Source organism: Apilactobacillus sp., from assembly GCF_025290035.1.
Lineage (GTDB): Bacteria > Bacillota > Bacilli > Lactobacillales > Lactobacillaceae > Apilactobacillus.
Genome location: NZ_JAMBKT010000013.1, coordinates 3981 through 26007, shown reverse-complemented (window position 1 = coordinate 26007; position 22027 = coordinate 3981). Strand labels below are relative to the sequence as shown.

Annotated in this window: 21 protein-coding genes; 9 read left to right on the top strand and 12 right to left on the bottom strand. The window is 35.0% G+C overall.

Features of this window, described 5'->3' with window-relative positions:
• Nucleotides 1-90: 90 nt before the first annotated feature.
• The 5 genes from M3005_RS04415 to M3005_RS04395 all read right to left on the bottom strand — a co-directional run bounded on the left by M3005_RS04415 (nt 91) and on the right by M3005_RS04395 (nt 3513).
• The gene (locus M3005_RS04415; protein ID WP_053950477.1) at nt 91-435 is read right to left on the bottom strand and encodes an iron-sulfur cluster biosynthesis family protein; all 345 of its coding nucleotides are present in this window, start codon (nt 433-435) and stop codon (nt 91-93) included.
• 102 nt (nt 436-537) lie between these two features.
• A complete protein-coding gene (locus tag M3005_RS04410; protein ID WP_293794047.1) occupies nt 538-1983 on the bottom strand; it encodes a PH domain-containing protein in 1446 nt (481 codons plus the stop codon).
• Nucleotides 1973-2440, bottom strand: a complete 468-nt coding sequence (locus M3005_RS04405) for a PH domain-containing protein (protein ID WP_293794045.1) — start codon at nt 2438-2440, stop codon at nt 1973-1975. The genes M3005_RS04410 and M3005_RS04405 overlap by 11 nt, the downstream gene beginning before the upstream one ends.
• A 9-nt stretch (nt 2441-2449) precedes the next feature.
• Entirely contained in the window at nt 2450-2932 is a 483-nt protein-coding gene (locus M3005_RS04400) for an MGMT family protein (RefSeq protein ID WP_293794044.1), read from the bottom strand.
• 116 nt (nt 2933-3048) lie between these two features.
• Nucleotides 3049-3513 (bottom strand): C40 family peptidase, encoded by a 465-nt coding sequence (locus tag M3005_RS04395; RefSeq protein ID WP_293794043.1) that lies wholly within the window; start codon nt 3511-3513, stop codon nt 3049-3051.
• 162 nt (nt 3514-3675) lie between these two features.
• Here M3005_RS04395 and M3005_RS04390 point away from each other — a divergent pair, with 162 nt between their 5' ends.
• A complete protein-coding gene (locus M3005_RS04390; RefSeq protein ID WP_293794041.1) occupies nt 3676-5019 on the top strand; it encodes a DUF3290 family protein in 1344 nt (447 codons plus the stop codon).
• A gap of 60 nt (nt 5020-5079) precedes the next feature.
• On the opposite strand, the gene M3005_RS04385 is transcribed toward M3005_RS04390, so the two are convergent.
• Nucleotides 5080-5682 (bottom strand): nitroreductase family protein, encoded by a 603-nt coding sequence (locus tag M3005_RS04385; protein ID WP_293794039.1) that lies wholly within the window; start codon nt 5680-5682, stop codon nt 5080-5082.
• Between the two features lie 158 nt (nt 5683-5840).
• On the opposite strand from M3005_RS04385, the gene M3005_RS04380 reads away from it, so the two are divergent.
• Nucleotides 5841-6164 (top strand): DMT family transporter, encoded by a 324-nt coding sequence (locus M3005_RS04380; RefSeq protein ID WP_293794037.1) that lies wholly within the window; start codon nt 5841-5843, stop codon nt 6162-6164.
• Between the two features lie 38 nt (nt 6165-6202).
• Here M3005_RS04380 and trhA read toward each other — a convergent pair whose 3' ends face one another.
• Nucleotides 6203-6892 (bottom strand): PAQR family membrane homeostasis protein TrhA, encoded by a 690-nt coding sequence (trhA, locus tag M3005_RS04375; protein WP_293794034.1) that lies wholly within the window; start codon nt 6890-6892, stop codon nt 6203-6205.
• Nucleotides 6893-7002: 110 nt separating this feature from the next.
• Complete coding sequence (locus tag M3005_RS06050; protein WP_293794032.1) at nt 7003-7491, bottom strand: aggregation-promoting factor C-terminal-like domain-containing protein; 489 nt, start codon at nt 7489-7491, stop codon at nt 7003-7005.
• Nucleotides 7492-7731: 240 nt separating this feature from the next.
• On the opposite strand from M3005_RS06050, the gene M3005_RS04365 reads away from it, so the two are divergent.
• From M3005_RS04365 to M3005_RS04335, 7 genes are all read left to right on the top strand, one after another.
• The gene (locus tag M3005_RS04365; protein WP_293794031.1) at nt 7732-8646 is read left to right on the top strand and encodes an ABC transporter ATP-binding protein; all 915 of its coding nucleotides are present in this window, start codon (nt 7732-7734) and stop codon (nt 8644-8646) included.
• Nucleotides 8646-9389 (top strand): ABC transporter permease, encoded by a 744-nt coding sequence (locus tag M3005_RS04360; protein WP_293794029.1) that lies wholly within the window; start codon nt 8646-8648, stop codon nt 9387-9389. Before M3005_RS04365 ends, M3005_RS04360 begins: the two co-directional genes overlap by 1 nt.
• A gap of 122 nt (nt 9390-9511) precedes the next feature.
• Nucleotides 9512-10330 (top strand): hypothetical protein, encoded by an 819-nt coding sequence (locus M3005_RS04355; RefSeq protein WP_293794027.1) that lies wholly within the window; start codon nt 9512-9514, stop codon nt 10328-10330.
• A 147-nt stretch (nt 10331-10477) separates the two neighbouring features.
• The gene (locus M3005_RS04350) at nt 10478-10918 is read left to right on the top strand and encodes a MarR family winged helix-turn-helix transcriptional regulator (protein ID WP_293794025.1); all 441 of its coding nucleotides are present in this window, start codon (nt 10478-10480) and stop codon (nt 10916-10918) included.
• A gap of 312 nt (nt 10919-11230) precedes the next feature.
• Entirely contained in the window at nt 11231-12601 is a 1371-nt protein-coding gene (locus tag M3005_RS04345; protein WP_293794023.1) for an amino acid permease, read from the top strand.
• 333 nt (nt 12602-12934) lie between these two features.
• Nucleotides 12935-14257 (top strand): amino acid permease, encoded by a 1323-nt coding sequence (locus tag M3005_RS04340; RefSeq protein ID WP_293794052.1) that lies wholly within the window; start codon nt 12935-12937, stop codon nt 14255-14257.
• A 182-nt stretch (nt 14258-14439) separates the two neighbouring features.
• Nucleotides 14440-15870, top strand: a complete 1431-nt coding sequence (locus tag M3005_RS04335; RefSeq protein WP_293794021.1) for an APC family permease — start codon at nt 14440-14442, stop codon at nt 15868-15870.
• Nucleotides 15871-15910: 40 nt separating this feature from the next.
• Here M3005_RS04335 and M3005_RS04330 read toward each other — a convergent pair whose 3' ends face one another.
• The 4 genes from M3005_RS04330 to M3005_RS04315 all read right to left on the bottom strand — a co-directional run.
• Nucleotides 15911-17425, bottom strand: coding sequence for a hypothetical protein (locus M3005_RS04330; RefSeq protein WP_293794019.1), 1515 nt, complete (start codon nt 17423-17425; stop codon nt 15911-15913).
• Between the two features lie 93 nt (nt 17426-17518).
• Entirely contained in the window at nt 17519-18856 is a 1338-nt protein-coding gene (locus tag M3005_RS04325; protein ID WP_293794016.1) for an FAD-dependent oxidoreductase, read from the bottom strand.
• Nucleotides 18857-19068: 212 nt separating this feature from the next.
• Nucleotides 19069-19878: a CPBP family intramembrane glutamic endopeptidase gene (locus M3005_RS04320; RefSeq protein ID WP_293794014.1), complete on the bottom strand. Its 810-nt coding sequence runs from the start codon at nt 19876-19878 to the stop codon at nt 19069-19071.
• 73 nt (nt 19879-19951) lie between these two features.
• Nucleotides 19952-22027: glycoside hydrolase family 70 protein (locus tag M3005_RS04315; RefSeq protein ID WP_293794011.1), on the bottom strand; the 2076-nt coding region annotated here is incomplete at its 5' end.

Genomic DNA, 22027 nt, shown 5'->3' with positions numbered 1-22027 from the left:
AAAATAACGACACAAAAAAAGACGACTGAATCAGTCGTCTTTTTTACCCATAATTGTTTTGTTACTTAAGCTTAGTTTTTATAATTGTTTTTAGTTTCTCTTGTCGACTACTGGTACGTTACCGTCGATCATACCTGAATCACCTTTTAGTACCAATGCATTGTACATTACATCGAACTTCAAGTTTTGTTCTAGGAATGAGCCACTGTAGTCTTTGTAGAATACTGGACCTAAATCTGAGTCCATTTCTGCATTAAAATCTTTGTCGTCTAAATCAGGGTTAACTGCAATGAAATCAAAAGATGTATCAATTGCACATGATCCTGCGTCAGAGAAGTTTCCAACACCATCATCTAAACTCAAGAAGAACTTAGCGTCACCTTGAATCTTGTTTTGAATCTTTTCTTTTGCTGCATCTGTAATAGTTAGTTTCATAAAAATGAACCCCCTTTATTTATATTACAAGATATATGATACTCGTTTAACATCTTGTGTCAATAGTTTGTACACGATTTAATTTAAATTTACGCTATTTTTCTATTGACGATACCAATCATACACCTTTTGTGCGACTTTGACAGGTAAATATTTAGCAGTGACGGTTTTCCCAGTCATCCCACTACGTATAATCACTTCAATATGGGCTAATTGAGTCTTCTTCATCCAAATAGATTGACGAATCCGCATCGCTTGAACTTGATGCCAGCCGATATAATATTGACGTTTATTCAATAATCGACTTGTATTGATCACCATACTATCATCTTTACCATCCCCGGATAAACTAACTTCCGTACTTTTATATTTAAAATGAGCATTTCCTACAATCAACAATAAAATTAAGACAGCAATCAAAGCTAAAATGATTTTGACTTCATTATCGGAGAAGCACATCGAGATTATTGGAACAAGCACTAACCATGATAGATTACGGCTAAATATCCACCATGCTCTAATTGTTGGTTTAAATGATTCTACATATTGTAATGGCACCCATCCAAAGTATTCTTTAAATCGTTTTGAAAAATCCTTTGCAAACAGGTTCGGTAAAGCAATTGCTAATTCTTTACCACTATCATCTTTCGAAGATTCATCAGTCGCAAGCACGATTCTAACGGTGCTGATGTGAATCCACTTTTGCAATAAGTTTTGTTCTACCAACACGCTTTGAATTCGGTTGGTGGAAACACGGATTTTACTGCGTGATAGTAATCCCATTTCAATTTCTAAATATTTATCTTTTTTGGACAATGTAAAATCAAAATATTTAATCACGTTATATACAACTACTAACGTTTGCGCTAATAAAACCCCCATGATTACACTAGCGATAATCACTGCTACACTCATATGACTAAGTTTGTTTGCAGCATCGTCAACGGCTGATGAAAAGAAATCGCCACTGAATCTTGATAGTAAAAATACAAAAAAGTAGAGCAGCTTAAGATTAGTAAAACTAAAAAGAACAATGTCTTTTATTCCGGCAGTGTAACTGTTATCTGAACTGGTGGTTTCTTCAGCTTCTTGCTGTTTTTCTTCAACTACTGATTCATCACTAGTTGGATGAACGAATTCACGATGCTTTTGTTCTAGGTACTCACCAACTTGAACGTTAACTGCTGTTAGTTCGTTACCATCTTCAGAACTTTTTCCTGCGGTTTCTATCTTAATTGATTCGATATTGAAAGGTTTTAAAAGAAATAATTGATTATGTTGAATTGATTGAATTCTTGAAAATGGAATGTGAATCGTTTTCTTAAAAAAGATTCCTTTTTTAATCACGATTTGATCATCTAAGATGGAGTAACGAAAGTAAAAATATGATAAAGCGTCGCTCACAAATAACAATGTTAATATGATAGATATCATCATGACTGAGTTAATATGTATCCAGCTAGCAATCAAAAAACTAACTGGAACCATGTAGATGAGACCACGGATATAGTAGACAAATGCAAATGGACTTAAAAGTTTATTGTGCATTGCGCGCCTCCATTGCTAATTCCATTACACGTTGCTTAATGCGTTTTGATTCTTCCTTAGTCACCGCATCAATTGAATGAGATGATCCGGAAGTATCAATGCTAATTTCATGTAAATCTTTAATCATCAATAGTGGGCCCTGTTCAATATCAACGTTTTGGACTCTTGCGATTGGAATAGTTGATTGACATCTAAAAATAAAACCACGACTAATTTCAATATGATCTTCATAAATCGCATAAGAATGAAATGCATAACGGTAGGGAATTAATGCCATTTCAATCGTGGTGTACATCACAAAAATTATTCCTAGTACTAGTGGAACATATTGTACATATGGCCAATCAAGAAATCTAACCGCCACAAAGGCGCCGGCAAAAACGATAATTTCGACTGCTAATGTAATTAATGCAGCATATAGCCACACTATCTTAACTGATTCTGGTAATTTTTTCATGATATCCACCTATTCTTGTTCAATACTTAATAGTAATTGATTAAAATCTGCCAACTTACGGTAACTATTCGCGTAGTCGACTCCTAAAATTCGATGAGATGGAATAATCATGATTAATGGGTTATTCAGGATGGCTTCCTTGACGTCGCCCTCATCGAATGGGTGTTGCTGACAAAATTGTTTAAATGTAATTGTGTGTCCATACTCGATTTCTTGAATTGCCTGATAAATGGCACTGAAGTCTGGATTGATCATATCAGTTTGAATTTGAAATGACTTTCTGTCGCCTTCCAAAAATGCTTTTATTTCATCTTTATACGGTCCCGTTACTTGTTTATTAAAACAAAATTCAGCATCCAATTCTGGATAAAAATTGTAAATATTAGATATTCCAGCATTGGGATTATTAATGAACGTAATCCCATTACGGGTACAAGTAAAATAAAGCTTTATCTTATTATATTCAACTTGATTCCAATATAATTTATTCATTTCAATCCATCCCTATATGTATTTTAAAAGTTAATTACTTATGTAACTAACTATACTTATTTATGGCCTAAAAATCAACACAAAAAAAGACATAACCAAATGTTATGTCATTTTAATTAGATTGCACGAGTGTATCCAACGACGTGCCACCATGGAGCGTGAATGCTTTCTTTTACCACTCCTCTGTTTTGCGCGTCAATCATTTCACCGTTACCGATGTACATCCCTACGTGGTAAATACTCTTAGTAGAAGCACCGATGAAAACTAGATCACCTTTTTTTAATTGTTTTTTACTGATTTTTTTAGTGGTGTTGTATTGAGCTTGCGCGGTTCTAGCAAGATTTTTGTTAGCACCGTGTTTGAATATGTATCTGACGAAGCCAGAGCAATCAAAACTACTTGGACCAGTTGATCCATATACATAACGAGTACCTAATTTTGAATTCGCAACATTATAAATACTAACGTATTTTGAACTATTGGCACTGGCAGTAGTTTCATTTGCAGGAAAAAGCATGACAAATGCCATTGCTACAGTCATTGTCAGTGATATTAATATTTTAATAGTTGTTTTATTCATAGTCATTTCCTCGTCTTCTAAAATCTTTAAACTTTCTTAATGATTGACTTCATTATAGTGACAAAATGCTACATATCAGCAACAACAGTGTTTCAATATTGTGAAAAAATGTTACCGGAGCATTACAAGCCATGGTTTAAAAATAAAAAAGGTCCTATAATAATGAATATACTAATAATAAAAAAGGATATAGGTGATGACATGGATTTATATTCATACAACTATCTAACCCATCCCAACAGCTTAGTTACATACTTATTATTAGCACTCGCTGTTGTGGTTGGATTATTGATTATCTTTAATGGATTCAAATATATGCGCGATCGGACCAACTTAAAGTATCGTGACTTATTTATTACAATGACTTTGGTTGCGGTTTTAGCAATTTCAATTGGGTTTAGTAACATTTTGCAACAAAGAAATTCTTCTTCGCAAAACTCACAAACTACTGAAATGGTCAAAGCCATCAGTCGTAGCAAACATATTTCTACATCTAAAATTTACGTTAGCTCACCACAATTAACTAACGGAATGACGGTTAAAGTCGGTAGCAAATTTTACCAAGCTACATTTAACGCTAGTTTTAACAGTTACCAACTTCAACCAATTCAACTAATCCCTACTAAGATTAGTTACCACGATGAACCTTCGCTTACAATTGGTGGTCTAAATTCTGAATACATGGAAATTCTATTTAAGTTCTTAATTGGGTTTGTCATGTTAGTAATCCAAATCAACCTTTCTGGTAAAGGTAACTTGGCTCCTTCTAACGCCGTTGACCAAGTCCAAAACTATGTATTAGGGGGAATTATCGGGGGTATGATTTACAACGAACAAATCGGTACCCTACAATTCTTCATCGTTCTATTAATTTGGTCATTGGTTATCTTCACTAGTCGCATTCTTAGTCGTCAGTTCCCATTATTCAGACGGATTTTCGCTGGTGAACCACAAAACATTATTACAAACGGAATTGTAAACGTTGATACCGCATTAAAAAACGGAATGTCAGCTGCTGACTTATCCTTCAAGTTAAGAACTAAAGGTGTTAGCAACTTCCAAGATGTTAAATCAGCCGTGCTAGAACAAAATGGTCAATTAACCATTACAACGTTCGGCGATGAAACATTAAGCTACCCAATTATTACTGATGGAACTGTTAACAATGATGTCTTGGATAGAATGGGACATGATACTGAATGGATCGAAAACTTAGCTAAAGACACTCATAAGGAAATTTCACAAATTTACTTAGGTCAATATGTAGATGACCATTTGGTAATCATTTCTTACCCTACGCATGCCAAACGTCCTTGGTACTACGAATTACGTCAACGTGTGGAAGACTTCTCAAACAGTCACAATTTCACTCCTGAAAGTATTCGTAATGCTAAAGCAATGCAAAGCTTAAAAGATCTATCAAAGAAACGCCATATGGGTAAACAGAGTAATAATGATACTCCTACCAACAATAACCCCCGTGGTACTAAAGGTACAAAACAGTAATGAAAAAGACTAGGTTCGATTGAACCTAGTCTTTTTTGGTTTTTATTTATTGGGTTTTAATTATTTAAAAATCTTGAAACGATCTTCGTCGTCCATGTAGTCCTTAGCTTGTGCTGGGGCTTCGATTGAACCGAATACCATTTGACCACGTAGTCTCCAACTTGCTGGAATATCGAATTCCTTAGCAACGTCTTCGTCGATTAGTGGGTTGTAATGTTGTAGGTTAGCACCTAGACCGTTTTCAGCTAAACCAGTCCATACAGCGTATTGAGCGTTACCTTGAGCTTGTTCTGACCAGTCGTAGAAGTTGTCAGCGTATGCTGGGAAGTTCTTTTCTAGACCGTGAACAACGTCCATGTCAGTGAAGAATAGGATAGTTGCGTAACCGTTCTTGAAACCGGATACCTTGTCAGTAGTTGCCTTAACAGCTTCTTCATCCTTTAGATGTGGCTTTAGGTTATCTAATACGATGTCCCAAATCTTGTCTTGGTAGTCGTTAAATAGGATAACGGCACGAGTTGATTGACTGTTAAAAGCTGATGGAGCTTGCTTGATAGTTTCCTTAATGAAGTTTGATAGTTCTTCTTTGCTTTGTTCAACGTTACGACCTAAAGCGTAGATAGTACGACGTTGTTTTTGTAAATCTAATAATTCTGTTTTCATGAGTTAAATCTCCTTTATTGTTTAATTGATTATTTTAATTATAACACTTACTTTTTGTAAGTAAACCTTTTTTATTATTTTTTTGATAAACAAACAAATTCGTAAGTGATATTATTTACTTATAAGGATAATATTATTTGAAGGCGAGGTAAATTAATATGTTTTATTATTTATTCTTGTTAATGGCAATCATTGGGGAGCTAATCGGAACGAATCTATTGAAGATGTCGATGGGTTTTTCGAAATTACTACCCACAATCGGATCATTAATCTCATTCGCATTATGTTTTTACTTTTTATCTATCGCAATGATTAAAATTCCGCTTAATATCGCATACGCCAATTGGAGTGCTCTAGGTATTCTCGCTACCACCGCAATCGCATCATTAGTATATAAAGAACAAATTAATATCATGAGTGCTTTAGGCATCATCTTAATTGTTGCCGGAGTAGTGATTTTAAATCTATTCAGTGCAAAATAAAAACGCTAAGTTAGTATATCACTAACCTAGCGTTATTTTTATACATAGAAGTAAATTGAGAAGTACATTAGGATGGTTCCAATCATTACAAAGACGTGCCAGATAACGTGGCCAAATGGAATCTTAGGGATACTGTAAATTAATGCCCCTAGTGTAAATGCGATTCCCCCAAATAATAATAAGAAGAATCCTTGAACACCTAGGTAATGGTATAAATCAACAATTCCTAGTAAACACATCCATCCCATCACCACATAAATAATAGTAGAAAGCGTTTTTAATTTACCCATCCAAAGTGACTTATAGATAATCCCTAACACGGTCATTACCCAAATCACTGATAGAATTAACCAACCTAGCCAACCACCTATTGCGATTAAGCAATATGGGGTGTATGTTCCAGCAATTAATAGGTAGATGGCGGAGTGATCAAAAATTTGAAATAACTTTTCCACCTTAGTGAAATATAAACTATGAAACATGGTTGACGCCATGTAAAATACAAATAATGTTACAGCGTAAATAATAAAACTAGTGATACGCATTGCTCCACCAACATTAAAACCATGAATGATTAATGCGATTGAACCAATAATTGCGAGTAATGCACCAATTCCATGGGTAACTGCACTAAAGATTTCATTTAATAAGTAGTATGTCTTGTCTTTTATCCAGTTAAACTTTTGCTTAACTGATTCAGTTGTCTTTTTTGTAAAATCGTTGTTCATATAATAAATACCTCGTTATTGATTTATTTCATTATATAACCACGTCATCTAGTTTTCAATACTAGATTGTAATTTGTACAAAAAAAGAACCTATTACTAGGTTCTTTTTATTAATACCAGCTGTGGGCTAACCAAAACGCTTTGGCTGCGACCCATGAGCCATAACGACTCTTAACATACTTGTCAGCTAGTCTTTCTTGGTTCTTGTGTGAGAAGTTACCATGGTAGTAACTAATTGCTAATTGGTATTTACCGTAACAAGTACCATTACTTGCTGTGTACGATCCACCAGATTCATGGTTTGCAATAAATGCTTTGGCTGCTGAGTTAGCAGCAGAAAGACGTTTATGTAATTTTGATGAAGAATGTTTTTTAATCTTAGTAGAACTAAGAATCTTCTTGCCATGTTTCTTAACTTTATTCACATTAGTAGTTTGTGTATTTGCTGTTTCTTGAATGTTGTTTTGCGTTGTTGAAGTAACGTTTTGTTGACTTGCAACTACATCTGCGTTTGCCTTAATATGTGGTAATAAAAACAATGTCGCAATCAATAATGAAACCAATACAGTAAAGGTAATCATTTTATTATTCGAATGCATATAATGTTTTCCCTCCTTAAGTTACTTCATCAATGTAACCCAGCTTTTTTACTGTAAGGTTAGAGTATTGTTACAGGAATATTACATTTTATTTCAGAATTGAAATAAAACCTGACATAATGTTGAATACAAAGGTTTTAAAGTTTTCTTAATTTTCGATCAATACTATTGACTTTCAAGCAAAAAATACATATAGTTAGCTACATGAGTAATTAACCATTGCTATAAAGGAGATGCACTATGAAAACACTTGAAGTTAAAAGTTTAGACAAGTTTTTTGGAAGAAAACAAGCTTTATACGATGTGTCTTTTGACATCGAACCAGGAACTATCCTAGGACTAATTGGTCCTAACGGTGCTGGTAAATCAACTATCATGAAGAGCATAGTTGGCCTAACCAACTATTCTTCTGGATCAATTAAAATTAATGGAGAATTATTAACTACAAACAAACGTAAAAGTTTAGCCAATGTAGGATCAATGATTGAATCACCAGCTCCATACCTAAACCTAACTGGTAGACAAAATTTGAAATTATTCAATGATGGATCTACTACTGAAGAAGAAATTCAACAAATAATGGAAGAAACTCAAATCATTGAATTCGCTGATAAAAAAGCCAAGAAATATTCATTAGGTATGAAACAACGTCTAGGAATTGCTATTTCACTACTAAATCATCCTAAGCTACTTATCTTGGATGAACCTATGAACGGTCTAGACCCTCAATCAACTCATGACTTACGTGATTTATTAGTTAAACTTGCTAAACGCGGTATTAGCATACTAATTTCTAGTCATTTACTAGATGAATTATCCAGAATTGCCGACTACTATGTTGTAATTAACCATGGTAAAGTTATTAAAAAAGCTGATTCTAATTCATTCCTATCAGAAGGTCCTAAGACTATCAAATTCGAAGTTACAAACATTGAAGATGGTAAAGCCGCTTTAGAAGCTGCTGGTTTTGAAGTAACTGTTTATGACAAAAACATAGAAATTCCTGACAACGAAGATTCTACCGCGATGAATGCCGGTCTTTCAGCACTAAATCAAGCTGGCATTGAAATCATTAACGTTGCAAGAAATCAAGTCGATTTAGAAGAATCATTATTAAAACTTCTAACAGACGACAATACTAAGGAGGCCAAATAATGTTAACTTTAATCAGACAAGAATTGTATAAACAAATTCATGGTAAATTTTACATGGGTTGGGGAATTATTGTCCTTGCTATCTCACTATTAAGCGGTTATTTCTATCACAATAGTGCTGCCACTAGCGCAATAAATTCCAGTGCTAGAATGTTTGGTAACGGATTATCTATGACATTAGTAGCAATGATCGTATTTGCAAGTTCTTTACTTACAAGTGATTTCTCAAATAATACTATTAAGTATCTATTTGCTAGACAATTCTCTCGTGGTCAAATTCTAATTTCTAAATTAATTATGGCCGTGTTAATGTTCCTTTACCTAGTTGTAATTGCATTTATCTCAACTGGAATTGGTAACATCTTATTTAATGAAAATCGTAAACTACAATGGAATGATATGTTCTCTTATCTTGGTGGAATGGCATTCTACCTTTTCCTAATGGTATCTATCGTATTGCTTATTAGTAATATTTTCAAAAGCAATGCCGTTGCTATTGCTTTTGGTTTAGTATTTTACTTTGTCGCTAATATTATGAATGTCTTCCTGGGTATTTTAATGGATAAATTAGAATTGGTTAAATATAATCCGTTAAACTTCCTAAATATTATGAGACAATTCTCAATTCCTGAATATAAACAAATTACCCAACTTTCATTAACTCAAATGGAAATCGGTACAATTATTTGGGGAGTCATCTTTTTATTAATTACCTATCTAGTATACAACCACAGAAATGTCTAAAATTTCTACGCCCCTTAAAGACGATCTATTTTTGGATAGGTCGTTTTTTTATTGGAAACAGAGACTAAAAGTGATAAACTCATCATATGATAATTAACGTATAAGATTTGGAGGCCAATATATTGGTTGATTTATTAAAACAAGAAATGAACAAAAAGAACCGTATCATTTTTGTTGGCATGGTTGCTTTCTTATTCATTGTTACTATTTTAATGGCTATCATTGGTAAGAATACAAAGACCCTTGATGCTTGGAAATTAATGAATTCTCTAGGTGGTATCACCACTGTGATAACACTACTTGCTACTATTATTACTACCACAAGATTTGCAGGGGTGGACAGCAACAAACAAATTCGTGAAAATATGGCAAAACATAGTAAAGTTACCATTTTCTTTTCTAAAGTGATTACTATCTTAGCTAGTTACTTCATTCTACTTGCTGTTGCAGTAATTACTATCATTTTCATGAAGTACTTAATCTTTCCAGAAAACGCTTTAGCTGGTAAGGTCGCACTTGAATTACAATGGGCTACACTAGGAAACATTGCTTATTTCTTCATCTTTGAATCATTTGTGATGATGGTAATCGGTTTTTGTAAGACTTGGTACAGTTCAATTGCTTTTGGTGTATCACTTACCTTTATTACCGAAGGAATTGCTGGATTATTCATGATTTTCATTTACGTTCATCGTGAACTAATTTACAATCCTTTCAACTTTTTCTTTGTTGAAATGCAAATCCAAGATGGTATGAAACATATGATGACTCGTTTAACACTTAATAAAATAATTGCTGGATCTATCATCTACGCTATCGTTTTCTTCGTGATTGCATTTATTATCTTTGTTTACTTTAGAAAATTCCCAACTGATGATGAATTAATCGCGAAACGTAATAACAAAAAAGCTAAAAAACAAAAAGTTACTAAATTAGCATAAAAGCAGCATTAAATAAGCACTGCGGAGTGATTCCCAGTGCTTATTTTGTTGAATAATTTCAAAATAGTGATATTCTTTAATATTGTATACAATATAATCACTTGCTAAACAAACCACCGAACAACAAATGAAAGGAGCATGTGTATTATGCCCAAAGAAATTACATTAAACGATCAAATTTGTTTTCAAATTTCACGCGCACATCAACTATTTAACAAATTTTATCAAGAACCTTTAGACGAATTTAACTTAACTTACGTTCAATACATTACTCTATTATCATTATGGGAAAAAGATGGTGTTACCGTTAACTTCTTAAGCCAAAAACTAGGATTATCTAATGGGACTCTTACTCCATTATTGAAACGACTAGAAAAAGCTGGTTGGATTACCAGAAATCGTGATAAAGCTGATGAACGTCGTGTCCTAATTCACTTAACTGAATTAGGAAATGAAAAAAAAGAACCTATCTTGCAAGCTGTTCAAGGTTGTCTAAACCGTTTAAACTACTCTGACGATGAATTTGCTGCTGCAATGGATACCATCATTGACTTACAAGAAAGACTTGAAAAGACTAATGACAAATAATTGTCATTTTTCAGTTGACACTTGTCTACTCTAGATATACAATAATATTTGTTATTTAGAGACAAGTTAATTTGTAGTCGTCTTCCAGGGAGAATTCACAATAGCTGAAAGTGAGTTTATGACGATCTAATTAATACCACTCTTTATATTCTTTTAATCGATATTTATTAATGACTATTATGAGGGCATTATTATTTTATTTTGGTAATGCTAAATTCAGGGTGGAACCACGTTATAGACGTCCCTAACACTTAGTTGTGTTAGGGACGTTTTTTGTTTCTCCTGCTCAAATATACTTAAGAAGGTGGAAATATGTCAGATAATAATGAAGAAAAATTAGAAAGAAAACTTAGCGCCCGTCATATGAAAATGATTGCGCTAGGTGGAACCATTGGAGTCGGTTTATTCATGGGAGCCAAATCAACCATTGGTTGGACTGGTCCTTCCGTATTACTGGATTACGCTATTGCTGGATTATTCCTATACTTAATCATGCGTGCATTAGGAGAAATGCTATACGTTCATCCCGTTACTGGATCATTCTCCCAATTCGCTTCAGAATACTTACATCCCGTTTTTGGATACCTAACTGCGTGGAGCAACGTCTTCCAATACATCGTAGTTGGAATTTCTGAAGTAATCGCAATTGGTACTTACATGCAATTCTGGTGGCCTCACTTACCAAGTTGGTTACCTGGTATTATTGCAATTATTTTTCTATGTATTGCTAACTTAGTATCAGTTAGTGCTTTCGGTGAACTAGAATACTGGTTCGCTTTAGTTAAGGTGGTAACTATCATCGCCATGATTATCGTTGGTCTAGTAATCATCGTCTTTGGTTTTAATGGGATTGCGCCAACTGGAATTTCTAACATTTGGAGCCATGGCTTCTTCGCGAACGGTTTTAAAGGATTCTTCTTCGCATTAGCAATCGTTATCGCTTCATACCAAGGAATCGAATTAATCGGGGTAACTGCTGGTGAAGCTGAAAACCCTAAAGAAACTTTAGTTAAAGCGATTCAAGATACCATTGGTCGTATCTTAATCTTCTACATCGGTGCGATTTTCGTTATTTTAAGTATCTACCCATGGGATAAAATCAACCAAATTGGTTCTCCATTCGTAGAAACTTTCTCACAAGTCGGAATCACTGCAGCTGCTGCAATCATTAACTTTGTGGTTGTTACTGCTGCCCTATCTGGATCTAATTCCGGAATTTACAGTGCAAGTCGTATGGAATTCCTACTTTCAGAAGAAGGACAACTTCCTAAGATTTTCAGAAAGTTAAACCGTCACGGTGTTCCCTACGTATCAGTAATTAGTATTTCATTGGGAATTTTATTAGGACTATTACTAAACGTCTTACTACCTATCTTCTTCCCTTCAGCAAATCAAATTTTCGTATACGTATACAGTTCATCCGTTCTTCCCGGAATGGTACCTTGGATAATTATCTTGATATCTCAAATTCGTTTCAGAAAACAACACGCTGATGAATTAGTCAATCATCCATTTAAGATGCCACTATCTCCTATCAGCAACTATGTAACATTAGTATTTTTAGCAATCACTTTGATCTTTATGTTTATTAACCCAGCTACTAGAATTCCTTTAATTATCGGGATTGTATTCCTATTAATTATGACAATTCTATATTTCGTAAAATTTAATTTCAAAGACTAATTGCGTCATAAAATGATAGATGAATAAAATTCACCTATTGTGTAATTACTTGACATCGAAGTGAATGTATAATAACATTTCTAAAATAATAAACATTAGAATTACATTTATATATCTTACTGGGGAACCCTCAAAAGCTTGTCAGCAAGATTTTTGTCGGTGTTAAGGTAGCAATTATTTAAAAATATCAAATTTGTTATACATTTTTAAAAAATCCCTAGTACAATAGACAGTGTAGTACTAGGTTTTTTATTACTCTTTTACAGGATGGTGAAAAAATTGGCAGAAGAAAAGCAAGAAAAGAAACTAGAACGTAAATTAAGTTCTAGACAAATGCAAATGATTGCATTGGGTGGAACTATTGGTGTTGGACTATTTATGGGTGCAAAGTCAACCATTGAATGGACCGGACCTTCAGTTCTACTTGCATACGCAATTGCAGGTGTCTTCCTATACTTAATCATGAGAGCATTAGGTGAAATGTTATATGATAATCCAATTAGTGGATCTTTCTCTCATTTTGCCGCTGAATACATGCATCCGGTTTTCGGGTATTTAACTGCTTGGTCAAATATCTTCCAATGGGTGGTTGTCGGAATTTCTGAAATGATTGCAATTGGTACTTACATGCAATTCTGGTGGCCTTCTATCCCATCATGGGTGCCTGGAATCATCGCGGTAGTATTCTTATGTATCGCAAACTTAATCTCAGTTAGCGCATTCGGTGAACTAGAATACTGGTTCGCATTAATTAAAGTAGTGACCATTATTGCCATGATTATTGTTGGTGCTGTGATTATCGTTTTAGGTTTCAACGGAATTGGTCCTACTGGGATTTCTAACTTATGGAGCCATGGTTTCTTCACTGGTGGTGTTAAAGGATTCTTCTTCGCACTATCAATCGTATTCGCTTCATACCAAGGTATCGAATTAATTGGGGTTACTGCTGGAGAAGCTGAAAATCCTAAACATACTTTAGTTAAAGCAATTCAAGACACTATTGGTCGTATCTTAATTTTCTACATCGGTTCAATCTTCGTAATGCTATCAATTTACCCATGGGATAAAATTGCTAACATCGGATCACCTTTTGTAGAAACATTCTCACAAGTTGGTATTACAGCAGCTGCTTCAATTATTAACTTCGTTGTTTTAACTGCTGCACTATCTGGTTCAAACTCCGCAATCTACAGTTCAAGTAGAATGTCATACCTATTAGCACAACAAGGTCAACTACCAGATAGATACAACAAAATTAATCGTCATGGTGTTCCATATATTTCAGTTATTTCAATTGCAACTGGTATTTTAGTAGGGGTAATTTTAAACGTTATCCTACCTCTATTCTACAAGGGTGCTGATCAAGTATTCGTTTACGTTTACAGTTCATCTGTACTTCCAGGAATGGTTCCATGGTTTGTAATTATCATGTCAGAACTTAAATTTAGAAAGCAACACCCTGAAAAGCTAGTTGGTCATCCATTTACAATGCCTTTTGCACCACTTTCCAACTACTTAACATTACTAGTACTATTTGTTACTCTAGTATTCATGTTCTTTAATAATGATACTAGAATTCCATTACTAGTTGGAATTGTCTTCTTAGCAATTATGACAGTTCTATACTTTGTAAGATTTAATAAAAAATCTAAGTAATTAAAAATAAATTAAAAAATAATTAGCCACCTTGACTATTCAGGGTGGCTATTTTCATGTTAAAATATTCGAGTGTGTTTTTTATAGATAAAACGAATAATGGTAAAAAGAACTGTGGGATATCTTTTTATTGACAAAGACAAGTTCTAACTTGTTAATTATGGAAAGAGGTAATTATTATCATGGGGAATTTATTCAAACGAATGAATCGTAAAGAAGACCCTAGCGTTTATGAAGAAAAAGACGCTAAAATGAAAAGAACATTAACTACCAAGGATTTCTTGGCATTAGGTGTTGGAACTATCGTTTCAACCGCTATTTTTACACTTCCTGGAATCGTAGCAGCTAATTATGCTGGTCCAGCTGTTACCATTTCATTTTTACTAGCAGCCATCGTGGCTGGTCTAGTTGCCCTATCATACGCTGAAATGGCTTCAGCAATGCCGTTTGCTGGATCTGCATACTCATGGATCAACGTTATCTTCGGTGAATTTTGGGGTTGGGTTGCCGGATGGGCTCTCCTAGCTGAATACTTTATCGCGGTGTCATTTGTTGCGGCTGGTTTATCAGCTAACTTCCGTGGATTAATTGAACCATTAGGACTAAAACTACCCACTTACTTATCTAATCCTGTTAGCGCAAAAGGTGGATTAGTTGATATCATCACAGTAATTGTTATTTTAATTGTAATGTTTTTAATCACTCGTGGTGACGAACAAACTTCAACTATCGAAAACATCTTAGTAATTCTAAAAGTACTTGCTGTAATTGTCTTCGTGGTTGTTGGTGCTACTTCAATCCACTTTGCTAACTACGTACCATTTATTCCAGCACATACAGTCAATGCTGACGGAACTAGTTTTGGTGGTTTTAGCGGAGTCTACGCCGGTGTATCAGTAATTTTCCTATCATACATCGGGTTTGATTCCATCGCTGCTAACTCTGCCGAAGCAAAAGATCCACAAAAGACCATGCCACGCGGAATTATCGGTTCTCTAGCAATTGCCGTAACCCTATTCGTTGCGGTGTCATTAGTGCTAGTGGGAATGTTCAAATACACTAACTACGATAATAACGCTGAACCAGTTGGTTGGGCATTACGTCAAGCTGGTCACCCATTCATTGCTTCAGGTGTGCAAATTGTTGCTGTTGTGGGTATGTTCACTGCTTTAATTGGAATGATGATGGCTGGTTCCCGTCTAATCTACTCATTTGGTCGTGACGGAATGCTTCCTAAGTTCTTAGGTAAGGTTGATAAAAAACATAACCTACCAGTTAATGCGATTATCACTATGACTGCCATTTCAGTCGTTATCGGTGCTTTCCTAACATTTACATTCCTATCTCAATTAATTTCTGCCGGAACATTAATTGCTTTCATGTTTGTATCTGTTGGTATCTACCCATTACGTAAACGTGAAGGAAAAGATATCAACATGCCAGGATTCAAAGAACCTTTCTACCCTGTCATGCCCGCTTTAGGTTTCGTTGCTTCTCTACTAGTATTTTGGGGATTAGATAGCGAAGCTAAACTATACGCATTAGTATGGTTTGTCATCGGAATGGTAATCTACTTCGTTTACGGTATGAATCATCACAAACGTAATCAATAATTAAAGCAAACTAAAAGAGGACTCAATTGAGTCCTCTTTTTTATTTGCGTTCGTATAAAGCAACTAGACCTTGACGATGACTACTGTAGTTATACCAATTCTTAGCAACTAACTTATAATGTTGTTTCAAGAACTTACGATCTTGTTTTGGTAGTAATTCATCTGGATAGTACTTAGTAACGACAAATTTGTATTTTAGTGAATGTAAGTACTTACGTTGGTATTGTGCCATTGGCGCATATTGTAAGTTGTTTCGAATAAAGAAACGATCCTTGCTGTAAGTACCAGTGTATGTGAACATTCCTAAGTCTAATGCGTGATAATTCAAAATTGACTTATCTTTTGAAGCATTAACCTTCTTGGTAAATTCAACTTCATACATTTGGTGTGGCTTGGCAACCAACATGCTACTGCGGTAGTTATGGTTCGTCACAAAGATCCCTAATAGTGCTAAACCGGACAGCGTCCAAATCAAATACTTCTTATCTGCGATATAACGATCAATCAACAATCCTAATACGAATAAATAGAAGATAATGAATGGTTCACATGCAAATAAGTAATATGAGAAACTAGCACCACCAGCTTCGTATGTTAATACGATATCTAGAAATACGATTAATGATAAAAGTGCCTTATTTCCACCATGAACTTCTACTGATTCCATATATCTAACGACTGCGTAAATGAATAATCCAATCATAATATAATATACTGTTCTAATTAGAATTAAGTGGTGATGGAAACCAAAGGTTGGATACATCACCTTAAAAAGCGTGTATGAGAGCGTTGCGTCTTGAACATGGTAATGAGTCAAGTTCAAGTAGAAGTATGCGTAAAACATCGCTTTTAGAGCTCCTGTGGCTAAATATAAAATCATGATTGGGATTGTAACCACTAAAAATCCAATTAAAGCATCTAAAATAATAATAAATAATTGCTTGTAACGCTTAGTAATTAAACATGCGATGCCGACAAAGACAAAGAATATGACCCATGGAATAATTAATGAATACTTAATCCAGAATAAAATGGCCACAAATGCACCGTTAACTATGTAGTAACGACGTGGCATATCAAACCAATTGTATTTGATACATGAATAAATCAAAATAAAGACAAATGTCATAGCGTATTCTTCAGGTAAATCACCATAGAAGAAGATACGACTACTGAATGCTAATGGAATAAATAAAAAGCTACATAGCATTGCAGTACGACGACTTAGTTTAAATGATAGAATTCGATTAATGTATGCGATGTCTAAGAATAACAACAATGATTCAATGATATAAATAAACGTAAATGAACGATATGAGAAAACGGCATTCACTGAATGAATTAAATAAATAAGTGGACCTCGGTTATCAAATAGATCCTTATATGGCATTAATCCATGTAAAAGCCCTTTTCCGACTGTATACATTGTATTTGCGTCTAATGAACGGTTAAATTCATAAAAAGGTGACGCGGTTGTTAAAAAGAACATACAAACAAAACTAATCACCAACATAAAAATGTTTTGTGGTGTTAGTCTTTGCTTTATTTTTTGCATTTTCTCACCTCAAGAAATAATAATAATCTTTTAATCTACATTAGGCAATAAAAAAATTCCCTAACAATTTGTTAGGGAATTTTAATTATTTTACTACTTTTCTTCTTGAGCTTGAGCAGCTTGACCTAAGATGTTTAAGTAGTGGAATGGACGGTCAAAGTTTGGTTGGAATAACATATCAACCATTGCTAAGTCGTCAATTGTGTTTTCGTTTTGGATTAATACTGAAAGTGTGTTTGCTGATTGAGAAATATCGTATTTACTCATTAATGATCCACCTAAGATACGACGAGTTTCTGGGTCGTAAACTAGTTCCATCATTACCTTTTCAGTTGTTGGCATGAATTCTGGACGGTAGTTATCTTCAACAACTACTGAGTGCGCCTTCATTCCTTTTCTTTCAGCCATTCCAACAGTCATCCCTGTTGATACAATTGCGTAATCATATAATTGTAAACCAGATGATGATTGAGTTCCCATGTACTTAGTAGTTGGCTTAACGATGTTCTTACCAACTAAGATACCTTGACGAACAGCGTTAGTAGCTAGTGGAATGTATTCGTTAGTACGACTTGGGTTGTAGTGAACCGCAGCACTATCACCAGCAGCGTAAATGTCTGGGTTTGAAGTTTGCATGTATTCGTTAGTGATGATGGCACCGTTGTCAGTCATATCAACTTTACCAGTTAATAATTCACTGTTTGGTTGGAAACCAACACATAGAATTGCCATATCAGCTTTGATGTCATGGTCACTAGTTGATAGAGTTAATTCGTCATCACCTGAGAATTTATCAACACGCACACCTAATTCTAATTTAACGTTGTGGTCAGTGTATAGTTCTTCAATCTTGTCAGTGAACTTCTTGTCAAAGTATTTTGATAGAACGTGGTCATCACTGTTGATTAAAGTAGTTTCGTGACCGTGGTTTGAGAATGCTTCAGCTAATTCGGCACCGATGTATCCACCACCGACAACGGCAATACGTTTGTGGTCCTTAGCTTTTTCAAATAAGATTTGGGCATCGTGCCAGTTCTTACAGAAGAAGACATTTTTGTTGTCGCGACCTTCGATTGGAGGAAGCACTGGACGTGAACCAGTAGTCATAACTAACTTGTCGTATGAGTCTGAGAATACGTCGTGTGAATCTAAATCTTCAACTTCGATTGTCTTGTTATCTGTGTCGATTGACTTAACGCTGTGTAACATTTTAACGTTAGCACCTAAGTCAGCTAATTCTTGAGGATTTGAGTAGAATAATCCTTGAGGATCCTTAACTTTTCCATCTAGGTACAATGCAATTCCACATGATAGGAATGAAATGTTGTCATTTCTTTCGTATACAGTAACTTCTGCATCTGGGTTTTCTTTTAAAATTTGTTTTACGGCGAATGTTCCAGCATGTGTACATCCAATAACAATAACTTTCATATTGTATACCTTCTTATCTTTATAATTCGTATTTATTTTTATTTACAAGTTTTATTATATGCATTGTGAATAAAAACACAATACTTTTGTTTCACCTTAAGATAAATTTAATATTTTCACCTTATCATTGGTATCATGGGCTTTATAGGCTTTGTTCACTAAATCACGTAATTAGCATTTTTCAAATAAAAAAGAGCGCAAATGCGCTCTGATTAATAAAACCAGTCTTGCTTGCCAAGACGGCGATTATACTTAATTAATGTTACGTATGCTACCAGTAATCCAATAATGAAAATCAAAACACTGGTCAAATCAATGTCGTTATATCCAGCAACATTGAAGTAAATGGAATGCATTGAGAAAACTAATGCGGTGTAATCCATGATTGCATGAGCGGCAATTGGCACCCAAATATTTTTAGTAACGTAATACATTGCGGCTAAAATAAAACCAATTCCCATCGCATAGATAATTTGGTTAGTGGTATCCCAGAATGGTTGAGCACCGTAATTCAAAGCGTGTAGACCACCAAAGAAAAGACTAGACCAGATAACACTTTTCATAACAGTGTGCTTTTTAAAAGTCTTTAACATGGCGCCAAAAATAATTCCACGCATGGCGGTTTCCTCAAACATCCCAATAAACAATGCTTCTAATAATGCAATGAAGAAAGTTAAGAATAGATTCAAACCATTCATGTGATGTATGATTCCATTCCACACAATGTCATCACTGGAGATTGTCACGTTAGCTAATGCGATTAACATTATTAACCAACCAACAGTGAATAAGCTCTTCCAGCCATGTTTAGATTGAAAAATTTCAATATCCCAACTACGCTTGGCCAGGATTATCATGAAGATAACCCCTAATAAACGTACTACGCCCGGTTCCATTTGTCCTAATAACTTGTGATCAGCATAAATATTGAAATTAAATGCACCAAATTCAGCAATCGTTAAGAATACAAACATGATCAAAATGGTTAGAAATGAAATTCCCCACATTTTCTTTAAAGACATACTCCCACCTCTTTTTTATTTATTATAACAAAAAAGAGCTACCGAAGATTGGTAACTCTTTTTGCCTTAGTGCTTAAATTTGTTGTAAATAGCCATTAACATCTGCAGAGTAACTTATTCCATTGATACTAACGGTGGTATTTCTTTGTAAAATGCCGTCACTGGAGAAGAATTGCTTCTTACCGTTAATGGTTTGGAGACCATAAACGATATGTCCAGTGTTATTAGCGTAGTACCAATTATCTTTGTAGTTGAAATAGTCTCCGACAACTGCATTTCCATCAACTGGATTGAAGTAAACTAACCCGTTTTGATATTGCATGAACTTATCTTTAATTTGATAACCGTTTTGATCAAAATATTGTAGGTTCTTATCATGAATAAAGAAACCAGTTTGTAACTTCCCACCTTGATTGACGTAGATGGTTTGGGAAACGGTGCTTAAAGTGATATAGCCTTTCGCAACCACCATCGCCCCATTATTTTGATAGTAATTGAGTGAGTTATCAGTATTTTTAACGATGACATTACGGAGATTAATCCCATTAGATAGGAAGTAATACTTATAACCATTGATGGTAGTTGGTTTGGTAACGAAATTGCCTTTTGCATCGACATAGTACCAGTTGCCATGGTTGTCTTTTAAGAAGGTACTCTTGGCAACTTGACCACTAGTGGTCATAAATTTATATTGACCATTTTGTTCAACTAGACCGTAATTAGCATTCTTACCGATTAGGACGTTTGGTAAGTTGGTCTTCTTGGTCCCAACCTTAAAGTAGCCGGAACTGTCAGTGTTGCCTAACACATAAGCAGTCCCTTTTTCTTGAATGTTACTACCATTTAGATACTTGGCAGACCATACCTTGATTGGTGTCGATGCATCGATGGGTTCACCAGTCGAGATTTGTTTCTTGGTAAACAAGTCGGGGTACTTTTGTCTTAAGTAGTTTAAGAAGGCACCACCATATTTAAATTGATAGTCATTACCGGAGCCCTTGGAATTGGCTTGATATAAAGTATTCACTAAATTAGTGTCCGGATTTAAATCACCATTATTATTAACCCTAGTGACACTAACGATTTCGGTGTTCGGTAATGAATATAGTTGGTCCGGGACGATATCAGCAAGCACTCTGATGCCTTGTTTATGAACCGATTTAATTGCCTTTAATAAATCAGTGATGGTTCCATACTTAGTGGGTTTCTTATAACCGAGGTCATAACGGTCGTTGAATGCATAGCCATTTTGAACGACTGAATCTAAGAATGGACTGTCATCAACGGAACGATATTGAGGCGCTAATTCAACGTAGGTGAAGCCCATTTGTTTAAACCAGTTAGCGCGCTTACTGATAACAACATTGGTGTATTGGTCTTTCGTCTTGGCAAAGTCTTGGAAATTAGAGAAGGCTTCAAAGATAACATTAGAATCCAACGCTGGATTGGAATGAAGAACTTGGCCATCAGCCTTGGCTTTTTTAGATGGTTGTTCGCGAATGTCTTGTCTCGCAGATGCATCTAATGGTACCCATACGGAAAGATATCCAGATACTTGGGGATTAGCGTATCCCTTAATATCGCTGGCATCTAGTGTTAAGTTCCCGTTTCGATCAGTGAAGACGATTTTAGATGACTTGTTGTAAGTATCATAAGTCGCAATTCCGTTATCAGTGGTCGTTAGCAGTTGACGATAAGCTTGATTCTTATGGGCCGCTCCCATTTGAATCACGACTTTGTCGGTCGCATTTAACTTTAGGTTTGGGTTATTACTTTCGACCACAGCAATACCAGAGTTACGGGTTAATTTCGTCCCCTTACTATTCTTAGTTAATGCTTTAGCACCATAGCGAACTGAGGTTAACACCGTATCTTGATTGTCATTGACCGCTACCGCATTCATTGCTTGACCACCGGAAACGTACTTAGTGCGTCCATTTAGCAGAGTCGCAATTGCTTGGTAATATGGTGATTTGGTGGCCATGAATTGACCGTTATCAGCGTACATATCACCGTAATAAACTCTTGGCACTGTATCTTTATTGGTTAAGAGTAAGGCATATGCACTTGGGATGTTGTATTGAGTATATTGCTTATCAGTCTTTTGTTGATCAGCATTGTAAATCTTGAAAGCTTGTTTGATTTCATC